Raw genomic sequence first — 20223 nt, forward strand, 5'->3', positions numbered from 1 at the left:
ACTTTGCGGGGTCAGTTCACGAACGGCACCTTTTTGTACAACAACCAGCTTCTGCCGAAGCTTAGAAGCGGTGACGCAGACCGACCGTAGCAGCCGTCTGGTTCTTCGACGACGACGGCAGTTGCGTGTTGTCGCCGCTGTAAATCGAAGCGACACCGCCGTCGCCCATTGCGTGCTGGTACACGGCTTGAGCGTAGACGTCCGTACGACGCGACAGCGAGTAGTCAGCCTGCACGCCGATCTGGTGGTAGCGCACCGATTCCGAACCACCGTTCGCGCCAACGCCGTAGCCCTTGCCGTCCGTGAACGTGTAAGCAACACCCAGGCCCAGAGCCGGGGTCAGGTTGTACTTGCCGTTGACTTCGTAGTTGTTAGCGCGCAGCGATTGCTGACCGCCCACGAAGTTGTCCGAACGCGATTGCGTCCATGCCAGACCGACGGTTGCCGGGCCGAATGCGTACGAACCAGCAACGCCGAATTCACGTTGACGGAAGTTGCCGACGTTGCCTGCCAGCGTGTTGACGTACGAACCGTCCGAAGCGCCCGTGTTACCTGCGCCCGGGTTGTTTTGCTGTGCGTAAGCAGCGCCCAGGTGCAGACCTTGCCACTGGTATGCAGCACCCACGCTGTATTCGCGGTTGTTTGCGAATGCGCCAGCCTGGTTCGAGAAGCCGTACGTGCCGCCGAACGAGAAGCCAGCGTAGTTAGCGCTCGAGTACTTGATCGAGTTGTTGACTGCGTAGCCGCCGTTCGTGTTCAGGTTGTCGTTGTTGAACGGGTGCGCGAAGTACGTACCGCCCCAGCTGCCCGTTGCGGTCAGCGGTGCCAGGTAGTCTTGAGCTGCGTCATATTGACGACCCAGCGTGACCGTACCGAATTGCGCGCTCGACAGACCGACGAACGCTTGACGGTTGAACATGCCGTTGTTGTTAGCGAACTTGCCGTTGTTGATGTTGAAGCCGCTTTCCAACGTGAAGATTGCTTTCAGACCGCCGCCCAGATCTTCCGAACCGCGCAGACCGAACATGCTTTGGTTGATGCCGCCGCTACCGGCTGCCCACTTTGCGTTGTGGTTGACGTTGCTGGTGTACGTCAGGCCCGCGTCCAGCAGACCATACAGAGTCACGCTGCTTTGTGCGTGAGCGACGGATGCGAACGATGCGGCAACCGCAACGACGATGAGACTCTTTTTCATGCGTGGGACTCCTGTTCGATAAATTTACGCGGGGAGCGGGACCTGCCTCGGCAGCATGTGCATCGCACCTGTTGCCGCCCTTTGACCGACCCGTTTCGGATCGCCGGGCACCCTTGAAACGAAGCGTGAGTGTAGGGGGACGCCCTAGTAGCGCGGCCTGCAATTCACGCAACAGGATTTTTCGTAATCAGCAACAATGCAACTGCCTCGTGCACTAAGTCTTTGTTTTCCCAACGTTTACGGCAAAATTAGCTTGATGTCGCACCTGCTATGGCGATAAGTAATTTGCAACTTCTCAATATTGTCAGTTGTATGCAAGCAACAGCGTTTTAATAATCGTGACGTAATCGGGTCGGAGCAATTAGGAAATGAGAGATGTCTGATTGCTCGAAAAGGAGGCAATTAGCCGCATGCACGCGGGCACAGTAAATTTATTTTGGAAAACCGGGAACTTAATTGAATTAATACTGTCGTCGATTACCGCTTAATCGAGTTAGCTGGCATTAACTGGTTTTGACCATGGTTTCTTTTGCGAGGGGTAATTGATTTTGATGGCGTGCTGTTATTCCGGCGCTGTGCAGGGGGAGCGGTTCGACAGCGTTGCAGCTCCGGGCGCGGCGGCTGTGCTGCCGCATGTATGGATGTAGCGAGCAATGGGTCACAGCGTACGGCTCGGCAAGTGCGCATAACACCCGCCAGCGTCATTTAGTGTGAGCGACGCCCGTTTTACAAAGCCTAGACACCTTGTAGGAGAAGGGGAAGCCTTCAGCACGGGCGTTGCCCGGAGGTGAAATGCGGCGCCGACCGCCGCGTGACAGAAACCCGTGCTGAAAGCGGATGGCAAACATCGAACAGCCTTCCGCCTTCATTAAACGGCACGAGCGTGCCATTTTTTTACGCGGAGTTTCCCCTGGTTCCTCGCAACCACGGCCTCATGGGTCGTCTCGCGACCGCCCGCCGGAGCGCCTCCTCGTCCTCGGGCGAAGCGCCCGGTGCGAGCGGATCGATTTCGGGTGGCACACCGGGCAATGGCCGCGGCTGCTCATCGGGTTCGTCCAGCGGTTGATTCGCAGGATCGGCGACGGGGTCAATAGTGGGGTCGGTTTGTATGTTGAGCGTCCTGAGCATGGGAATGTCTCCAACGATTAGCGTGCAACGTGTATTCCCGAGGTTCCAGCGCTGCGGTCAATCTGCCGCGACTTCGCGGGACGGTTTCGATCGGTTGATGTCCGGCTGTAGAAAGTGCCTCAACGCGCGGCGAAACTTTCAACGCCCAACCGCGCGACTGCGCGCGCCGCGCCGTGTCACCAACTATTGCCGATCAAGCCGCGAGCGCGTCGTTTCGCCAGCCGAGCCGGTCAGGAACGGCTCCAGCCCGAACAGCCACGCAAAACAGAAAGTGACACGCGACAACGCGCTGGTCTGCCGCCGAGGCACGCTTCCGCGATCGCTTTCCAGCGGCGTGGGCAACAAGGGTCGAATCTGGGCAAACTCAGCAGCGGTGTGGTCGCGTCGCATGGTCATTCTCGTTATTGATATGGTGTGGAAGCCGTGCTTATGCAAACGACGTGCCACTCTCACGGGGCGGACTTCGGGCCGATTGGATTTCCGATTAGCGCTGCTATCGCGACGGAGTCTGCGCGCCAGAGCGCCAACGGAAAACCGCGAATGACGAGACGAATCCCGGAAGTGAAAGATTAAATCTGACGGAGATTGCACCAACGAGCGCAAAAGGAATAACGAGATTTCCGCAGCGCGAAACGTGTTGTTTAACGCGCGCGCGTGGGTTCCGCATCGATCAATCTCAAGCGCTTCTGAATGCCGCCACCTTATGGCGACGACACCTTTTATCCAACTGAATGGAAATCCAAGGCGCGATTTAATAGCGGAACGGAAGTGACATATTGCCGCGCACACTACCGCCTTCGCCCTATACAAACAAAAAAGGGTTCCGACATTGTGCCGTTAGCTGAAAGGCGTCCGCAGATTAAAGAATATGTTGTCCGCCGAAGGCGATTCCAGCGCCCGCGGTGACTCGCTCGAAAAGCATAATCTGGCCGATCGACCAGAAATGAAGCATAAGGTGTCTTTTCGAACATCTCCTTCCAGCGCGCGCCCTTTTTCGGGGTCGCGCTGCGGCATTCCGGAGAACTCGTGCCGCCACCGCGACCGGAGCAACGCTGGATGCGTAAGGCGCAGCAGAAAACCCCGCGCCCTTAGCGAGGGCAGCGACTTGAACATACCAGCCGTCATTATGACGATTTCATAGAAATTATCACAAACAACTTGACGACGGCCGTGGCTGCGGCCATACTCGTGCCATGATGATTACTTGGAAAACATCACTAATATGAACCCTGAGCCGCATGCTTGGCGACGCTGGGAGATGACGCCGCGGTCAGTGGAGGAAGAACAGTTGCAATCGCTGTTCATAGATCTACTCGTCCACTTACTCAAATCGTTGGACGCCATCTTCGGTGAGACCGGGCTAGACCATCGCCTCTTTCGCTTTGCCATTCCACAGCTTCGTCCGGCGTATCTCGGCGCGGGGATCGACACGGAAGTGCACCAACGAATCAAAAAGCAGCTACCAGAACTGGACGCGTGGAGATGCATCAAGTCCGTGTATGACTTCGGAGTCAGAGGCATCCCCGACGAAACTGGGAAAAGCATGTATGAAATCAACAAGTTCGCTCGGGTGATTACCGCACTGTTTAGCGCGGTCTTCCCTGACAAAGCGAAACTGTTCAACGAACTTGTGTTTCTTTCGGAAGCACGCGTCGAACTCCAGCGCCCTCTCGGCCATGTGACGGTCGAAACCCTAGTGGCCCTTGCTAGCGTTGACGTTCGAACGGTTCGAAACGCGATGGCGGCTGGCGATATTGCGTTCAAGAAGGTTGGCTCGCTGGTCGAGTTCGACCCAGCGTCTGCGCGCCAATGGCTCACCGGTCGCCGCGGATTTGTCCCAACAAAACCATCGATCCACGGTGTCGAGGTTGACAACATCAAGACGCCGACGGAATTCGGACAGTTTCTGGGCGCCGTTAGAGCAAAGCTCGCGGCAGATGGCTGCAGTTCCGAGCCACCAGTGAATGCGTCCACGATGGCAGAGTTAGAAAGCGGGCTATTTAAACTCCCACTAGATTCGGCATTCTCCCTTGCCGATTATTTCGGAATTCAACGGGAGCGCTTCCTGAAGTGCGTGATGCGCGTCTTTTTTCCTGCGCAATATGCCTTGTTATCGTCGTAATCGTTTTGGTTTTTTTGAAAACTGGTTTCTCTTCTACATACCAATTGGAGCCGATATGTCGAATGACACCTCGAAGGGTACCGCCAACATCCTGCATCAATTTTCCGAGTACATAATCCTTCAGCAGGAATACTCAACCCAGACAGCGAACGAACTGGCCGCTCGAAGCCTCGCGAAGCATGGGGTAGAAGCGACCCCAGCAGAAGTCGGCACTTGGCACAAGCTCAACATGGCCGCTACGCAGGGAAAGATGGATATTTACGCCGAACGCATGGAGGCGGAATCATCTGCGCGAGTTGTCGCGACGGCCATGATCGCGTTGGCACAGAATGCCTCCGAATCCCAATTCACTTTCGAGGAAGACGTGGAACAAGACGACGAGAGCGACAGTTGTCATGATGTCGACGACGACCGGCTAACGATCGACGAAATTTACGGGTACGACGATCCTGAAGACAATGCCGAGGCAGCTCTCGACGACGTGCTGAAGATTCAGGAACGCGGAGAGTAGTCCGAGTTCGATGGCCGTCAATCGTTGGCGGATCCAACGTAATACGGCTAGCCAGACCAGAGATTCCTTTCTGCGGCGCGGCGGTCTCATCGACAGGATGCGCGCTCGGGTGAAATGCGCCGCCCGCTGGAAATTGCTTAAGGCGCACGCGGCGCGTTCGATTTGCGATGCCGAAAAGCTATGACATATCGAAGACTTCTTGTGGCTGCGGCGCTCGCGGACCCCATCGGATGGAATCAGCCCAAACGCATCAACGCTTGCTGGAACGCTCCTCCCGAGAGCAATACGCTTTTGAGCTTTCTGAATATTCATGACCCCGTCAACTACCTCACAGCTCCCCCAGTTAGATTTACTTGAAGCCCATCAAGTTTTGGCGCCGAGATTCACGTACTCTACCGCGTTGACTGAAGACGGCCCCGAAGGACATCTGTTCATGGAGGGGTTCACCCATTCTCAAGTCGATCCCACGAAGTGGGCATCAATGGCAATAGAGGCTTGGCCGCTAGTTGCAACGGTGACGTGCTACTACCTCCGGATGTATCCCGTCTTCTCGAATCCCCACGCTCAGCGTTATCTAACGCCGAAGCATCATCCCTTTCAATACGTGGAGTATAGAGACGGCAACGGTCATGACATTCCGTCCACTGCGGACGACGCCATCGCAGAAGTTACGTCGCGACTACCGTGGGGAGTATTTAAGCGGCCAGATGAAGGGTTCGGATTCGCGAAAGAACTCGAGCATGTGGTTCGCACCGTAGGTCGAATTGTGAATACCCAAGCGCTCATTGTCGTGAGCGAGGGAAACTCGCGCCTCGCCGATGGTGAAGTAATCGTATCTGAAGATGATATGGACGCTCTTAGAAGAGCCATGAACCGAATCGACAGGCGCAAACGCGACGGCATTAGTCGCGAGAAGTCGAATTTTGTCTTCAATCATCTTCTCGTAAAGCTGGATCCGGAGCATTTTGGCCGCATTGGGTATTTTCCGGCTGATTCCACTCCGCCCAGCGCCAAGACCTCTTTTTCTCGTCAAGCAACCAAGCTTCGTCGGCAAGCAGACGCGGCCGCGGTCGCCCGCGTACGCGCCAGTTTGCCTTCTCTCGCCGCGGAAGCTCCATCCGTCCTCATGCAGCTGCGGGCCGAGATAGAAAAGGTCACTCTCTCCGAAATGATTGACAAGTTTGATCGATTACTCGCAGAAGATTTGTCCGAATCGGGCTGGCAGACCTTTTTTGAAGCCCATCAGTTCATCCTTGAGATGGTGTTCGCGCGTCCGGTACAATTACTAGTAACCCAGTTTCATGCACAAGTCTCATCACTTATGGGAACCGGTGCGCAAATAGGAGACTTCCTGTTTCGGCGCGCGGGAAGAGGCTTAGCGATCGTCGAGATAAAGAAGCCAGCAACGCAGTTGGTCTCAGTAACCCCGTATAGGAACACGACTGTCTTCGCACCGTCAAAGGAACTAAGCGGTGCAGTGACGCAGGTGCTGTTTCAACAGAGCGCCATACGGTCCAATTGGTTGGTTCACCAAGGCACAACACACCTGCGCGATGCGAGTCCAGATGCAGTTTCATGCATCGTCATAGCCGGACGCCTTCCAACAGAGGAAAATCAACTGCGGAGCTTCGACGTCTTCCGTAACGCGTGCAAGGATGTTGAGGTAGTGACGTTCGACGAATTGCTCGCGAAGCTCCGGCACGTTCGCAATCAGCTAGGAGACTCGAGCCCCGATGGTGCGAGCGTAAGTACCTAACGTTCGCCACGCCCGGCTTGAGCAGAACTGCACGAGCTTCTATCACCATGCATGCTCGAATTCGGTGGAGATTGCAGGAGCTGAGCCGGACTCGAAGCGAGCGTCGGAGTCGGCTGCGCATCGGCTGTCGCTTCCGACAGTTGCCGCTCTTTGGTAACCATACCTCAAACGCCTACTCCGTCCGAGCAAGATGCGCGCACCTGCACCCCGAATCACCTGCAAGTCGTGGGCGACATCTGGCATCCCTTGAGTCGCTGTTGTTGCGCGATGAGATGAGCGCATTGAATGTGAAAGTCAGAAGTGGTGCGCCCTCCGCGAGTGTGCTCGATATAACCGGATAGCCGCAGCACGACGCTCTGCGGCACGATCTGTCGTTGTTATAATTTGCGCCAAGCACGCCGCATCGGATTTCTATTGAGCTGCTGCGCCGCGTCCAAGAACCAATCACCTACAAACGCCGCCGCTGCCATGAACTCCATGGCGCGGTGTGAGTTAGCCGACGAACCGCCGCGTCCTAGTCTAGTGTTCTAACCATGAGCTTAAAACTTTTTCCCCAGATCGCCCATATGACCGTCGTTGAGCAAATTGGTCGTACGCCATACTTAGATCTACAGTGGCAGTTTTTAGACGTGACGGAACTCGCGCGTCGAGCCGATGAGACGAAACCGTACGTCACTCGGGGACAAAAATTTAGCGTTTGGAACGCCGAACGCGATCGGAAACTCTCACCGATCATCAGCTATTCTCCGCCAGATGCTCAGTTCCACAAGCTAGACCGCTATAGCGATTATGTTCTTGGACTTCATGCTAGCGACTTCAAAGCAAAGCATCTGACTGACTTGTGTCGCCGGTTTCAACAATATATAGAGACTGATCTGATCGAAGAGCCAGTTGCCATCTCAGGAGCTGTCATCAGCTCACTTTTGCTCGCCCCACTGCTCAAGTGGAGGGCTTCCGCACAGAATGTCAGTCGCGACCTGGTAGACTCGCTTGAAGATATAATCAACGCAATCTCGGCCAAGCTCCGTCGTGCTTTTAACGCAGATCTCCTTACGATTCAAAACTGGATTTTTTTCACTTATATCGTCATTGCGGATATCGCCGCAGTAGGAATCAGTGCTACTGTGGGTTGCTACTTCCTAAAGGTGTTTCGTTCGACCAGTACTAGCAAATGGATAGCGACGAGGACTGATATTCGGGTACAGTTCGCGGCTCTTATGTTGGCATTCACAATGCGCTTTTACGAATTGGAAAAGCCATTTGAAACTAAACTTGGTTTTAGCCATAGCGTTCTGGCTGAACTCCGTTCTGTTTTTCAGGAGGCCGGGAATGCCGAACTCGAAGCAACATTCACTCCATCGCAGTGGATCTTCCGATGGCTAGTGGACAAGCTAGACGCGGAAGTCTTTAGCCCGCTCCGCCGCACTGAGATTTCAGGATTGGCAGCCTTAAGTCCAACAGAACAAAACTTGGCCGTAGAACTCGTTCGACGGTTTGCAACATATAGAGTGCCAATCACGGTGGAGTCCCTTGCTGGCTTCCTACTTCAGTTCGGCACAACACAACGAATCCGCGGTGCACTTCGTTTGCTGGCGCACGTAAAGTTTTATCCGCTTTGGGAGCTTGCTCACGCGATCGAAAGAACGCTTGCCGCCGAGCTTAATCGCACCGGTGAAGAAAAATTGGTGATCTCGGCTTTCGGCGAGCACACAGGAAGCGCTGCAATCATGAACTACCTCATTGCACACTCTCCGCTAGCTAGCGCGCTCAAGTTTGAACCGAACTTGCCAGCTGCGCTTGCAGCCACTCCAACCGATGGCTGCATTTATATCGTCGACGATTGCCTCCTGAGCGGGACGCAAGGACTCAATACGCTCGGAGACTTAATGGGGACGCGACTCAGAAAAAGTCATCACACCCTACACGCGCCAGAGCTGTCCACGGGAGACAAGAGACGTCTTAAGAATCGCCACCTTCGATTTACATATGGGGTGGTAATGGACGAAGGGATAAAGCGCTTTCAAGGCAAGGACTACGCGAAGACGGGATTAGACAAGCGACAAGCAAAGGTACTTTTTGGGACCATTGAACCGAGCAGCTCGAAGATCTTCAATCCTCTTGGACCGGTTGGCTGGCTCAGCGAAGAAGAACGTGATGACATGAAGGCTTTTTGCGAGGAAATTGGCTACAACGTTCTTGAGCGTCGATCGGCGGAGAAGGCATGGACCGACAACCGACGAAAGGAAAGCGCGTTAGGATTCTCGGACATGCAGCGCCTACTCGTTTTCCCTTACAACGTTCCAAAGACTACATTGACCCTGCTTTGGGAACGATCTATCGGCGATTTCAAATGGAACCCGCTGTTCCCAGGTTTCGATTGAAGATCAACCGCTTATGGCAATCAGCTAGCCGCGCCTCCATACTCTGAGTGCGTAGCAGCTCCGATGGCCCCACGCGATCGCGCAACCGAAAGCTGGCTACGTTTGTTCCGACGTAAGCGCTCAGCAGAGCCGCGTCTTGACCGATGGAGCTATCGCTGAAGCTGAGGCAGACTCGAAGTGCGACATCGAAGTCGGCTGCGGATCGGCTGTCGCTTCTGGCGGTTGCCACGGCACTCGTACCCGTCCCGCGAGCGCGTGCTCCCATCCGGACAAGATGCGCACTTGCACCATAAATCACCTGCACGTTGTGGGCGACACATGGCATCCGACGAGTCGCTGTTATTGCACGATGAGACAGAAGGGCGCAGAGCGCTGTTCGGTCGATTTCCGCTGTATGCAAACACTTTTTGTGTGGCCATCGCAGATATCCGAGCCAGACATCTTCTGATGCTCGACGCAATCGATGCCCGAGCGATTGCCTTTCACACCAGCCACATAGCTAAGCGTGCTTGGTCGAAGAAGTATTTCTTCGCGAGGTTTTCGGTAGACGGCAGGGCGGCGCCGTAGGTGCGGCAGCGCAATCAGGTTGGAAGATATTTCTTCGCGCGACGCGCCGACTTGGAAGGCACAGAGCTCTCATCAGCGAGCACCGCGTGCGCGGACTGGTCGTACTCCCCGCTCACGATTCCGCGAGAACGAGCTGGCTATCGCCACCGCACCCAACTCCGTTTAAGGCTAGTGGGCAGCCAAGGGCTAACAATCCGCGCGCCGATCGTTCTTCGTCGTTATCCTTCTTGCCAGTTGCCGCGCCCTTTCTCTCCGTCGCCGACATCGGGGCCACATTCCTAGCAGTTGCCTGAACTGCCGAGACGTTTGTTGACCGTCTTGTTCGCGGCGGCCTCCTTCGTCTGACCGTCGTCGCGGCCGCCACTTGTTTGGACCGCCGGGTCTCTCGCCCATTTTAGCGCGCCGCGACGCCGGAAATCATGCTTCCAAGCGTAAAACACCGAGGTCTCGCAGTTTTTGACTGCCATGACGTTGCCACGTCTCCCAATGTGCGCCAAGTCGCCAGCGTTACCGGATATCGCAACTCCGTCTGGCGACGCGGGCAAAATGTTATATTTGACAGCTGAAACAAAAAATGCTTTTTTGCATCTGCTGCGATGCCGCTGATCATAACGGATGCAGGAGCAATCGAGCTACACCTACAGAGAGCGGGCCGATGTTCCAGTCAATATCAAAAGAAGCTTTTGAAGCTCGATTTTACGGTCGCACACCGTTCGCACGATTGTTTTCCAGCGAAATTGAATGGTTTTCCGACGAGCGCGACATGACTACGGTTCTCGCCGTCATGCTTCGCTGTGAAATCGACAAGGATTTGAACGCGATTGTACTGGGCCGGGACATGGACCGCCGGTTCCGGGCGATCCACATGATTGTGTCAAAAGATACTCGCGAAGAAATTCTTGAAGCGCTCGATGCTTGCGTCGACAACCTGTTTGAATCACACGTCGACGGGCGATTCCCTCAAGGGGACGAATCCACCCCGTTCGCGATTTTTGATCCCCGTATCGCCGAGCACCGTCGGAACCGATACTACCGCCTGTTGACCGATGATCCCGTCCACTTTCCAGCGCGCGTTATGATGGAGGAGCTGGCGCACTGGTTTAAAGATCCAGATGGAATATTCATTCGTGCCCTTCAAGGCAATGAATTTAACTCACGTCTTTTCGAACTCTACCTGCACGCTGTTTTCTACGAACTCGAGTTCGAAATAAGCCGGGAGCACCCTCAGCCGGACTATTGCCTTCAGAAAGGCTCCAACCAGGTGTTCATTGAGGCTGTGACTGTCGCTGAGATGGAAGGCACGGCGCAACGGGAGTTGAACCCGGAAACAATCGAAGAGGTTCAGCGCCATGCCGCTGAAGAGATGCCTTTCAAATTCTCTCGAGCCCTCTTGAACAAAGTTCGACACCGACCAGAACCCAATCGAGTTCATTACTGGGAGCTGGATCACGTACGAGGAGGACCTTTCGTCATCGCTCTTCACGATTACTCCAGGCCATTGTCAATGGCTTTTTCGAGCTTGGCGTTGCAGGAATACTTGTACGGCGTGCGCGTGACGGAAGATGGGCACTGCGAAAATTTCGAAAGACACGTGCTGGGCGAACGAAGCATTCCGGCAAACTTCTTCGCACATGACCGCCATACACATATTGCAGCGGTCATGCTGGCAACCCAAGCGACCATCCCCAAGTTCAATCGGATGGGTCGCCTCGCTGGTCTACGTAGCCCGAATTCCCTAGCGGTTGTTACCGGGACTCGAACAGACGCGCACGGCATTCCACGGCCATTTCACGCAGTCGTCGAAAAGCGTGACTACACAGAACAATGGCACGACGGTATCTATGTCTTTCACAACCCTCGGGCAGTCCACCCATTGGATCACAACCTGTTCCCGCACGTCATCCATGTATTCAAAACTGACAGCGGAATAGAGCAACTTGTGCCAAGCAATTTCATCGTTTCAAGCATCACCAACATGCTTATCACAGATCCTAGCGGAATCGACGACGCACTCCGGCGCTTTGACGGAACAGATGCTCCGCTGGAGGACAGTCAAACAACCGCAGACCTCGACGCAGGAACGTCAGCCTCATCTCTTGATGAGATAATTTCGTCGAGTGTCGCATAGTGCTCTGCACGCGAACATCGCGTTCATAAGTACGGCCGCTCAACCAATCCAAGACGACAAGATTAACACGCCTTATGCGAACTACCGAATATCATCTGTATCGCATTAAATTCATCAAACCCGCTCAGGTGGCACTCTTTGACCCAGGCATAACGCCGCGAGAGCTCTTTGAACTGGGATTGGCAGCCAGGCCATCCTTAGAGATCAAATACAAAAACACGTGGCACATTGGCAACGTCGAATATCTCACAGATGATGCGGGCCGCTTTGCCGTGGGTCGCATCACCCGCACGACCGTGGAAAAATTTGACGAAAACTCCAAGAACTTTCAAGAGGTGGCGGATGATTCGGGGCCTTACACGTTTGTCTACTTCGACGCCGCTCTTGGGCTTCTCGGCATCGGTCGCAAGGCACGCGTAGCCAACGATGTAGCGTCCATTGCACAAAAGATTGAAAAGCTGATGCAAGCTACTCCGTTGGTAATCGAGAATGAAATTCACGTGAAGGTCGACAAGATCAGAGATCCCAGGTCTTTCGTTCAAAAAATCAACAGTTGTATCTCGGTAAAGAAATTCAAAGCAAATTTCACTGGCCCGAATCCAATTGACGCCGATGAGCTATTTCAGAAACCAATGTCGTACTTTTGTCAGCAGATAGACGGGGAACAAGGAAGCGTAGCCGTTTCTGGATCTGCCCTCAATCCAGAGGCTGTCATTGCTATCGCAAAATCGACTGCCGCAACCGGCAATATGGCCTCGGCCGCTATCCAGGAAGAGCGAGGTAAGGCACCTGTAACAGTTTCCATTCGTGGTGACGCACGGAAAGTCGCTGTCGAGGGAGTTGCTACGAAGGAAAGCACTCTTGACCAGATACGGCGAGCGTATGCCGAGGTCCGAGAATGATCAACGAGATCAAAGTAGCCTCCATGGAAGAACTCGGTCAGCGATTAAATTGTCTTCCCAACAATTACGTTTTTCGAGGACAGGCTAATGCCAACTGGGGCCTGCAATCGTCCTTGGAGCGCGTTCTAGGCAATGCCTGGAACGTCGAGAAAGCGCGAATGTTTGAAGCTCACGCTCTGAACTCCTTCAAGTCAAAGTACCACAACTACTGCGGAGGCGAGCACCGTCCGGCATCCAAGCTTTCTTGGCTCTCCATCATGCAGCACTATGGCGGTCCAACACGGCTCATCGACTTTACCACTAGCCCGTACATCGCATTATTCTTCGCGCTAGAGACTTATAACCCTCAAACCCCGAACGATTTTTCGATCTTCTACATCGATTACAATTCGCTGATGCAAAAATCGATTGACTTCGTTAGCAGCAAAGACAACAAATTCAGGGAAACACGGCTTTCTATCAACGAGCGACAGGACGAGATCTTCGGAGATGTGGTCGATCGATACACTTACGATGTTGCATGGATATCGGAACCGAACGAATCAAACGCCCGTATCGATCGTCAAAACGGCACCTTTCTAATTTCGGGCAGCCTAGAACGCAGAATGGACGAAATTCTGAGCCTCGATCTGTATGCTGGTGTGGACATGATGAAGCTTCGCATCCCACCATCCGCCTTCGAAGGCGCATACGTCGCATTGCGTAAGATGGGGATCAACGCGAAGATGATCTATGGCGACCTCGCGGGGTTATCAAAGTCGATCCGGATGGAATTGCTCGCTTACGCTTGATTTTTTGGAGCGTACGTCGGTGTTCCGATAAGACCATCGAGTCAGCAGAACTGGCATCGAAGCATACGATCGGACTCAATCGCCGCAACTGCTGAATCCAACCATGCCCTTCATTTATTGCGTCGCTCATACGAAGTCTCCCACTCTACTTGTCTGCCAACTAGCTGAAGCGCCCCGCTTCACAAAATTGGACCGGCGCAACAGCACCTCCTCCCTGGTCAGCCAGCCGCGCAGCGACAACGACACTGACCTGCCGAGCGAGAAACATATGCTCACTCGAGCACGTTCTCCCAAACCCAAAGAAGATCCTCAAGGGAGGATATGTTTTTTGAGGGTTGCTAGTGTTCTGTCCCAGAAATAACTTTGTAAATAACTATGTTGTCCTATGATCGAGTGATGTTGAGCGGAGACGATCATGGGACGCAAGGGAATCGAGGTCGTGGTCTCGGAACTGGAGCGGGAGCAATTGCTGTCGATGAGTCGGTCGCGCTCGCTACCTCACTCTCTGGTCCGTAGGGCAAAGATTGTCTTGATGGCCGCCGACGGCCAAACGACAAATGAAATTGCGTTGCTTTGCGAAGTGACGCCGCCGGCGATCACGCACTGGAAAAAGCGATTTGTCGCGCAGGGGCTGGCAGGTCTGCATGACGAAGCGCGGCCGGGGCGACCGCGCGAGCATGACGATGAGGCCGTGGCGGAACTGCTTGCGAAGGTGCTCCACGAGAAGCCAGATGGGGCTACGCACTGGAGCGTGCGTTCTGCTGCTGCGCAAACGGGTATCTCGAAGAGCTCGGTGGCGCGATATCTGTCGCTATTCGGTGTGCAGCCTCATCGATCGAAGAGCTTTAAGCTTTCTACGGATCCGTACTTCGTCGAAAAGGTCCGCGATATTGTCGGGCTGTATCTGAGCCCGCCGACCAACGCCTTGGTGCTGTGTGTCGATGAGAAGACCCAGTGCCAGGCGCTCGAGCGTACGCAGCCTGTGTTGCCCATGGGTCTGGGCTACCTGGAGGGCGTTACGCACGACTACATACGGCATAGCACAACAACCTTGTTTGCTGCGCTCAATGCGGCGACCGGCGAAGTCATCACGCAATGCAAGTCACGTCATCGACATCAGGAATTTCTGGCTTTCCTGAATCACGTTAATCAGGCAGTTCCGGAAGAACTTGAGGTTCATCTCATCGTCGATAACTATGCAACGCACAAGCACCCGAAAGTCAAGGCGTGGCTCGCAAGGCACTCGCGCTATCACATGCACTTCACTCCAACGTACTCGAGCTGGATCAATCAGGTAGAGCGCTGGTTTGGACTGATCACGCAGCAGGCCATCCGGCGCGGCTCTTTCAGAAACGTACGCCAGCTGGTTCTCAGCATCGACCGCTATGTAGAGCAGTACAACCAGCACAAACGTCCGTTCGTCTGGACGGCAACCGCAGATTCCATCCTTCGGAAAGTAGCTCGGCTATGCAAAGTTATTTCTGGGACAGAACACTAGTGAGGATATGCTTACGTAAGAAGAGCGGCAATGCCGTAGGCCCCCAGCGATGTCGCTGAGTGCCTTCTTCATCGCTCATGCAATGACTCCGCCAGACTATTTGCAGGTCCCGCGCCTCTAGCTTCGCCAGCGCGTTCGTTATCTCAGGACCGATCCCCGTGGAACGAATTTCCCTAGCGCGCCACCGGTCACAACCCGTCCACGCTAGCGGTCACCGCCAGCGCCCTTCAGTCGGAAGGACGGGCACTCTCATCGGGCGGCTATCAGCTCGGCCGACGCGTGACATGTAAGGTATAACAGCGCGCCCCCAGCATCGTCAACGCCGCAAGAAGGAAAGACGACGAGACGCATTCGCTCAGTTTTTAAGAACGCAGTTCCTCACAAAGAGTATTTCGGAAGTTTTCCTAGTGAAGTCTTTTGTAACAATACATGGTTGGCAGTGCGAGCATGCTCTCGAACAGACTAACGGCCCAGCAACGCGGAGCAGCAGCGGGTTTCACTCCCAATAACGCGTCAGTCCGCATCAACCGGAGCAGCACTTCGATGGTTCGGGTACGGCAGGCGACGTCGGGTCAACAACACCTAAACAAGCTCAATCAAAGTGGTACGGTCCAAATGTCGTATATCCCGCCGTCAACCTCCTCGTACTGCGAATCTGCGATTCCCGCCAGCGCAGTTAGGCATTCCACATGTGCTCAGTCGCCTCCTCCCCTGCGCCGTAACAACGTGCATCGTCAAAAGTTCCGGTGTCTGTCGGAATACTGACCGCGGCTCGTAAAGTATTCGGCAGCCAGAGAATGCGGTCCTCGGGGCAAATCATCTAGGCCCACTTACCTATATTGATCTGCCCGCGAACAAAGTCCCACGGCATTCCATCAACCAAGAACGCAACCATATGAGCACCGCAGAACGAAATCAGCAAGACTCAAAAAACATTTACAACGAAGTCGCGAAGGCGGCCGTCTGCTTTCTAGTCGACTCCGGACTCGAAGACGCCGACCTGAACACAAGAAATCTTTCCCTCGAGTACGCGTACAAGCCGCTTCCAAGGTTCTGGCGCGACCTCGACCCCACGACCGTGGTCGAAGCCATTTCGGAGCGTTTCCCCAATTGGCGCTCAGCCGCTCAGGATGACGAGCAGAATCCAGCAAACGTATTACTCGACCTCGAAGCGATTGTGTATTGCAACGCGCTCGACGAAGCAAACGCGGAGATGATGATGGCTCTGCCCCTACCCGCACGACCGAAAACCGGGGCAGCGGCCGCTGAATGGATTTTCGCGGAGCTTCGAAAAAGGGGCCTCGCGATTGAGCTGATATTTGCGCAACGGGGCGGCAATCGCTGCGGGGAAGCTGCACTCGAGGTTTTGCATTGCCTTGAGCATGCCGCGATGGGCAAAGAGTACGACAGACTTGGAACGAAGGCCGCTCAACTCTTTCGACGCCGAAGCCTAGCTGCCCTGGAAAAAAGACACGCGCATCCCGAGGTTGAATGATAGACGTGGCGTCGTAGCCCCTTCGACCGGCACTGCGTCGCCGCTAACCGGGCATTGGCGCTGGATGCGTTCCGGATCTGCGTCAGGCCAACGAAATCCTGGGCCAGGCGTCGGCGTATTTGTTAGGCGAAGCTCGACCGCCGAGTCGAGGTGATGATCGCCTTCAATGACGATCACCGACCGGAGTATGGACACTCGAGTCGAGCTTCAAAATGCTGCCGGTCGCCCCGTCGGCGCATCACCTGCATGCGTCTCGCCGCGCTGCTCCGCGTCGGCTGCGGCCGCGGATCGGCGCGATGCATTGCTGCTGTGCATCGACGGCTAGCGCGGCCTGGCGCCTGCGGACGGCGGCCAGTCGACATCACGCGTCGGTACAACTTCTGCTATTGCAGCCGAACTCACAGTTCCAGTTCGCACCAACTCATCAGCCCGAGCCAAAACTCGGCTCAGATTTCCGGCCGTCGCAAGTGCATGGCCGGGCTCGTGAATACAGACCATCCGGCGGATGACCGATGGTTGCGCGCGGCATCGATGCTCATACGGGACCTAGGTACGAAATCTGGCTGGAACCGCGCATACAGCGCAGTTCCCTTTCGGCCACGTTTTATTTCCCGTCGCCACTGTAGCGGCCACCTCTCTCTGAAACGCTTGTGAAAGAAAAGCTCGCTTCACTCGTATTGCAGCCACACGCCGCCGTCGGTCTTCGCGTACTCAAACATTCGCCGCATGGAAGCAAACCACGCATAGAAGCTGCGCTTTCCGATTGCCCGCGCGCACTCGTCCCAAGTCGCAAATTCGGCAGCGAGCTTTGCGGAGGTTACCGGGCCGATAGTGCCGAACTGACCCGGATGGCGAAACAAGTCACGGAATGGGCCAGGGCCATCCGCGCCAGCCATCCGCCAGTGATAACCAACCATATCCGCCAACTGCTCCATGCACTTGGCGAAATCGTCACCTTTCTTCGCAACCGAGAACGATTGCTCCTCCTGGAATTGGTACGCACGGCCGACTTCCAGTCCGTCTGCGGCCTGCGGGCAATCCGGATTTCCAATCACTTCGACGACGTTGTCCAGGCTTTTGGCCCAGAAATCTGCTTCGAACTTCTCGTCTAGCTTCGTCAAACCCTTGCGTGCAACGAAAACGACCGGCATAACACATTCCTTTGATATTGAATAAAAACGCGCCGCCCGATCACGGACCGGGCATAAGGCGCGTCCACGATCAATCTGAATTAAACGTCGCAGATCGTATAGTGCGATTGGAGGGGCATGAAGGGTCGAGAAACTAACTGGTAGATTGAGAGATTTTTTGGAGGCCGAATACTGCCGCGAATGGAAGGAGTATTTCGCGGCAGTTTCGCCGACTTTTGTCAATTGTCGAGCCATCTTCTTGGCTGTGATCTTTGTCGCTGATGCCTTCCTGGTTGCGGCTTCTTCGCACAAACGGCAGAAGTCGCGGCGGCGGCGCCCTCGCCGCTTAAAGCACCGGCGCGAGCGCCAGGTTGCATGTCACTGCTCGAGGAGGCGACTGTGACCACGCCACCTGGTAGCGGCAGACGGCGGCCAGTCGACATCAGGCGCCGGGAGAAACGCCTCGCTGTGTCGAATGCGGCCACGATTCGCTGCCTGCCGGCGCGACCGCATGACGTTGAACGTAAGAGGCACCCGAGGCGTCGATAACAGCATGGCCAGCCTCGTGGACGCAGATGCGGCGAAATTGACGTGTGAGCATTTTTTCTCAGCGCAAAGCAGTGCGCGTTGAATCGACAGCATTCAGGATCGTTCGAGGCGCCCCACGCGGCTCGGCAACGTCGAGCCGCAGGGATACAGCCACCCAAGAACATTTCAGTCAGGCAGCGTTCCATCCGACCAGCTGAGAATCACGCAACCATCGTTCATTGCGAATTCAAAAATCTTGCGCATATGACGGTAGAACTTATAGAAGTCATCGTCCCCGAGCGCCTTAATCGGCTCTTCCCATTCGACGAAATCAGCCACCAACTTCGCGGAAACAACAGGACCAATCACTCCTTCGGCTGCCCAACGAAACAGTTCGCGGAACGGTTTTGGGTCGTCGGCAGCTGCCATCCGGCAGTCATAACCAGCGAAAACGGCGAGCTCGTTCAGGTTCACGACAAAATCAAGCCTGCTCTTGAAGCCAAATCCAGCGCTCTCTGTGAACATGTAGACGGAGCCGAGCTCGAGGTCGTCAGCAAGACATGGCCAACCAGCGTTCACTTCTATCTCAAGCGCGTCCACGTTAATGTGCTTCCGTCGAAAATCATCATCAACGATACCCTCGAATTTTTTAAGGCCCTTGCATGCTACAAACATTACGGACATCGGTGCTGCTCCCTTTGAATAATTGAGGATCGCGCCGCAGGCTCGAATGAGCCAATTTATTGGCGCGCTGATCAAGGGAACGACGAAACCGGTGCGCTTTTTGCGCATCACAGGGGCAAAGGAACAACGTGTTGAGAACAGTCATGATGCAGAACATGTATTGGCAGAAAACTTTCAAACTTCGCGATTTCTTTGAAAAAAATCCCAAACAGATTTATCGCGAATCGGTTGATTAAGGTATGGTGTGAATTATAATGTCGGAATATCTCCCTTGAAAAGAGGCCTGGATGAGCCAAGACACATTCGAAATACTCGCTTCGAAAAATCTCTAAATATTCATTAACTGATTTTCGGATTAGAGCAATTGCTCTAAAGAACTCGGCCGCCTTGAGCACGGCCCTGCCAACCGCTCCAACAGGAACTCCGGTGTGTAGCGTCACGGCGACTTCTCCTTCCAGCTGAGCAAGCCGAAGCAAGTTGATCCACAACAGCCGCTTCGCCTTCGTCAGCAACGTCGCATTGGATTCCGCCAATTGCAACACTTTGTCGCCGACCAGGTGTAGAAGCGCGCTTCGTGCACCTTCGAAATCCTGATACAGCCATGGATTAAAGGTGACGACTTAGCGTCTGCTCCTGCACTGCCTGTTGAAGGTCGCTTTTGCAGGGTCCGCATCGCCGCTGTCGGAACTAGGCAACCGCAAAGCTCGAGTAGGCAGCCGATCGACTACGATTGAATGCGACATTATGCTCTTGCACGTGTTAAAACGCCGCCAATCTTCACAAAGCCAAGTGACAGGAACGCTGGTGTCATGCGCAAAGGTTTCACTGCGAAATCTATCCTGTATCAAGGCTGCGTGGAGCCCTTGTTGTTCCACGCGATCTTGCCACGCCGAGATGTGGTCAACCCGGCAATCGACCTTGAAGCCGAGCAAGTTGCACTTCAATCTCGGCCGCCAAGGCCGGCGATGCGCGAGCGAGATCGGCCAGTTCCGGAGCCTTGGACGCCACCCGCGCAAGATTTGGCGAAACAACAGCCAACTCCGCCAATTCCGGATTCTCCTGGGCCAACCGGGCTAGCTCTGGCGAGGCGAGTTCGAGCGCTGCGAGTTCGGGAGAGGCCATAATTGCTTTCGCCAGGTCCGGTGAGCTCGCTGCAGCCGCTGTGAATCGTGACGAAGTCACCGAGACACCGCTTACTACTTGCGCCCCGCTAATATTCTCGTTAGGCGGTGCACCTGCAGTCAGCGCGTACGCGGCGGCCCGTACCGCGCTCAGAAATTCCTCTGCCAGTTTCTTGAGTTCAGGGAGTTGTCCAGCTTGCGGCATCGCTATTCCTTTTGGGTTGTTGAGGAAACCGACTTCAATGGAACAATCCTTCGGGATACTATAGACGCTCGCGAGGGAAAT

At 54.8% G+C, this 20223-nt stretch carries 16 protein-coding genes; 10 read left to right on the forward strand and 6 right to left on the reverse strand.

Annotated features, from left to right (window positions below):
• Window positions 1-61 precede the first annotated feature (61 nt).
• From B0G80_RS35650 to B0G80_RS35660, 3 genes are all read right to left on the reverse strand, one after another.
• Window positions 62-1195 (reverse strand): porin, encoded by a 1134-nt coding sequence (locus B0G80_RS35650; RefSeq protein WP_116122434.1) that lies wholly within the window; start codon window positions 1193-1195, stop codon window positions 62-64.
• An 894-nt stretch (window positions 1196-2089) separates the two neighbouring features.
• Window positions 2090-2305 (reverse strand): hypothetical protein, encoded by a 216-nt coding sequence (locus tag B0G80_RS47480; RefSeq protein ID WP_116123845.1) that lies wholly within the window; start codon window positions 2303-2305, stop codon window positions 2090-2092.
• A 201-nt stretch (window positions 2306-2506) separates the two neighbouring features.
• Window positions 2507-2713, reverse strand: a complete 207-nt coding sequence (locus B0G80_RS35660; RefSeq protein ID WP_181920129.1) for a hypothetical protein — start codon at window positions 2711-2713, stop codon at window positions 2507-2509.
• 814 nt (window positions 2714-3527) lie between these two features.
• On the opposite strand from B0G80_RS35660, the gene B0G80_RS35665 reads away from it, so the two are divergent.
• The 9 genes from B0G80_RS35665 (at window position 3528) to B0G80_RS47485 (ending at window position 16474) form a co-directional block, all read left to right on the forward strand.
• Window positions 3528-4445, forward strand: coding sequence for a hypothetical protein (locus tag B0G80_RS35665; RefSeq protein ID WP_147309955.1), 918 nt, complete (start codon window positions 3528-3530; stop codon window positions 4443-4445).
• Between the two features lie 55 nt (window positions 4446-4500).
• Window positions 4501-4956 carry a hypothetical protein gene (locus B0G80_RS35670; protein ID WP_116122437.1) on the forward strand — a complete coding sequence of 152 codons (456 nt, stop codon included), beginning with the start codon at window positions 4501-4503 and terminating at the stop codon, window positions 4954-4956.
• Between the two features lie 433 nt (window positions 4957-5389).
• A complete protein-coding gene (locus B0G80_RS35675) occupies window positions 5390-6712 on the forward strand; it encodes a Shedu immune nuclease family protein (RefSeq protein ID WP_181920130.1) in 1323 nt (440 codons plus the stop codon).
• 533 nt (window positions 6713-7245) lie between these two features.
• Window positions 7246-9093, forward strand: coding sequence for a hypothetical protein (locus tag B0G80_RS35680; protein WP_147309956.1), 1848 nt, complete (start codon window positions 7246-7248; stop codon window positions 9091-9093).
• A 1222-nt stretch (window positions 9094-10315) separates the two neighbouring features.
• Complete coding sequence (locus B0G80_RS35695; protein ID WP_181920131.1) at window positions 10316-11788, forward strand: hypothetical protein; 1473 nt, start codon at window positions 10316-10318, stop codon at window positions 11786-11788.
• A gap of 74 nt (window positions 11789-11862) precedes the next feature.
• Window positions 11863-12690 (forward strand): hypothetical protein, encoded by an 828-nt coding sequence (locus tag B0G80_RS35700; RefSeq protein WP_116122442.1) that lies wholly within the window; start codon window positions 11863-11865, stop codon window positions 12688-12690.
• The gene (locus B0G80_RS35705) at window positions 12687-13481 is read left to right on the forward strand and encodes an FRG domain-containing protein (protein WP_116122443.1); all 795 of its coding nucleotides are present in this window, start codon (window positions 12687-12689) and stop codon (window positions 13479-13481) included. Before B0G80_RS35700 ends, B0G80_RS35705 begins: the two co-directional genes overlap by 4 nt.
• A gap of 415 nt (window positions 13482-13896) precedes the next feature.
• Window positions 13897-14979: an IS630 family transposase gene (locus tag B0G80_RS35710; RefSeq protein WP_116122444.1), complete on the forward strand. Its 1083-nt coding sequence runs from the start codon at window positions 13897-13899 to the stop codon at window positions 14977-14979.
• Between the two features lie 895 nt (window positions 14980-15874).
• Window positions 15875-16474, forward strand: coding sequence for a hypothetical protein (locus tag B0G80_RS47485; RefSeq protein WP_258879145.1), 600 nt, complete (start codon window positions 15875-15877; stop codon window positions 16472-16474).
• 668 nt (window positions 16475-17142) lie between these two features.
• Here B0G80_RS47485 and B0G80_RS35720 read toward each other — a convergent pair.
• On the reverse strand, window positions 17143-17625 hold the full coding sequence (locus B0G80_RS35720; RefSeq protein WP_116122445.1) for a hypothetical protein: 483 nt from the start codon (window positions 17623-17625) through the stop codon (window positions 17143-17145).
• Window positions 17626-18318: 693 nt separating this feature from the next.
• A complete protein-coding gene (locus B0G80_RS35725) occupies window positions 18319-18816 on the reverse strand; it encodes a hypothetical protein (RefSeq protein ID WP_116122446.1) in 498 nt (165 codons plus the stop codon).
• A 46-nt stretch (window positions 18817-18862) separates the two neighbouring features.
• Between B0G80_RS35725 and B0G80_RS46210 the strand changes: the two genes are divergently transcribed.
• Window positions 18863-19012, forward strand: a complete 150-nt coding sequence (locus B0G80_RS46210; protein ID WP_181920132.1) for a hypothetical protein — start codon at window positions 18863-18865, stop codon at window positions 19010-19012.
• A gap of 704 nt (window positions 19013-19716) precedes the next feature.
• Here B0G80_RS46210 and B0G80_RS35730 read toward each other — a convergent pair.
• Entirely contained in the window at window positions 19717-20142 is a 426-nt protein-coding gene (locus tag B0G80_RS35730) for a hypothetical protein (RefSeq protein ID WP_116122447.1), read from the reverse strand.
• Between the last annotated feature and the right edge of the window lie 81 nt (window positions 20143-20223).

It is taken from the genome of Paraburkholderia sp. BL6669N2 (assembly GCF_003387275.1).
Classification (GTDB): domain Bacteria; phylum Pseudomonadota; class Gammaproteobacteria; order Burkholderiales; family Burkholderiaceae; genus Paraburkholderia.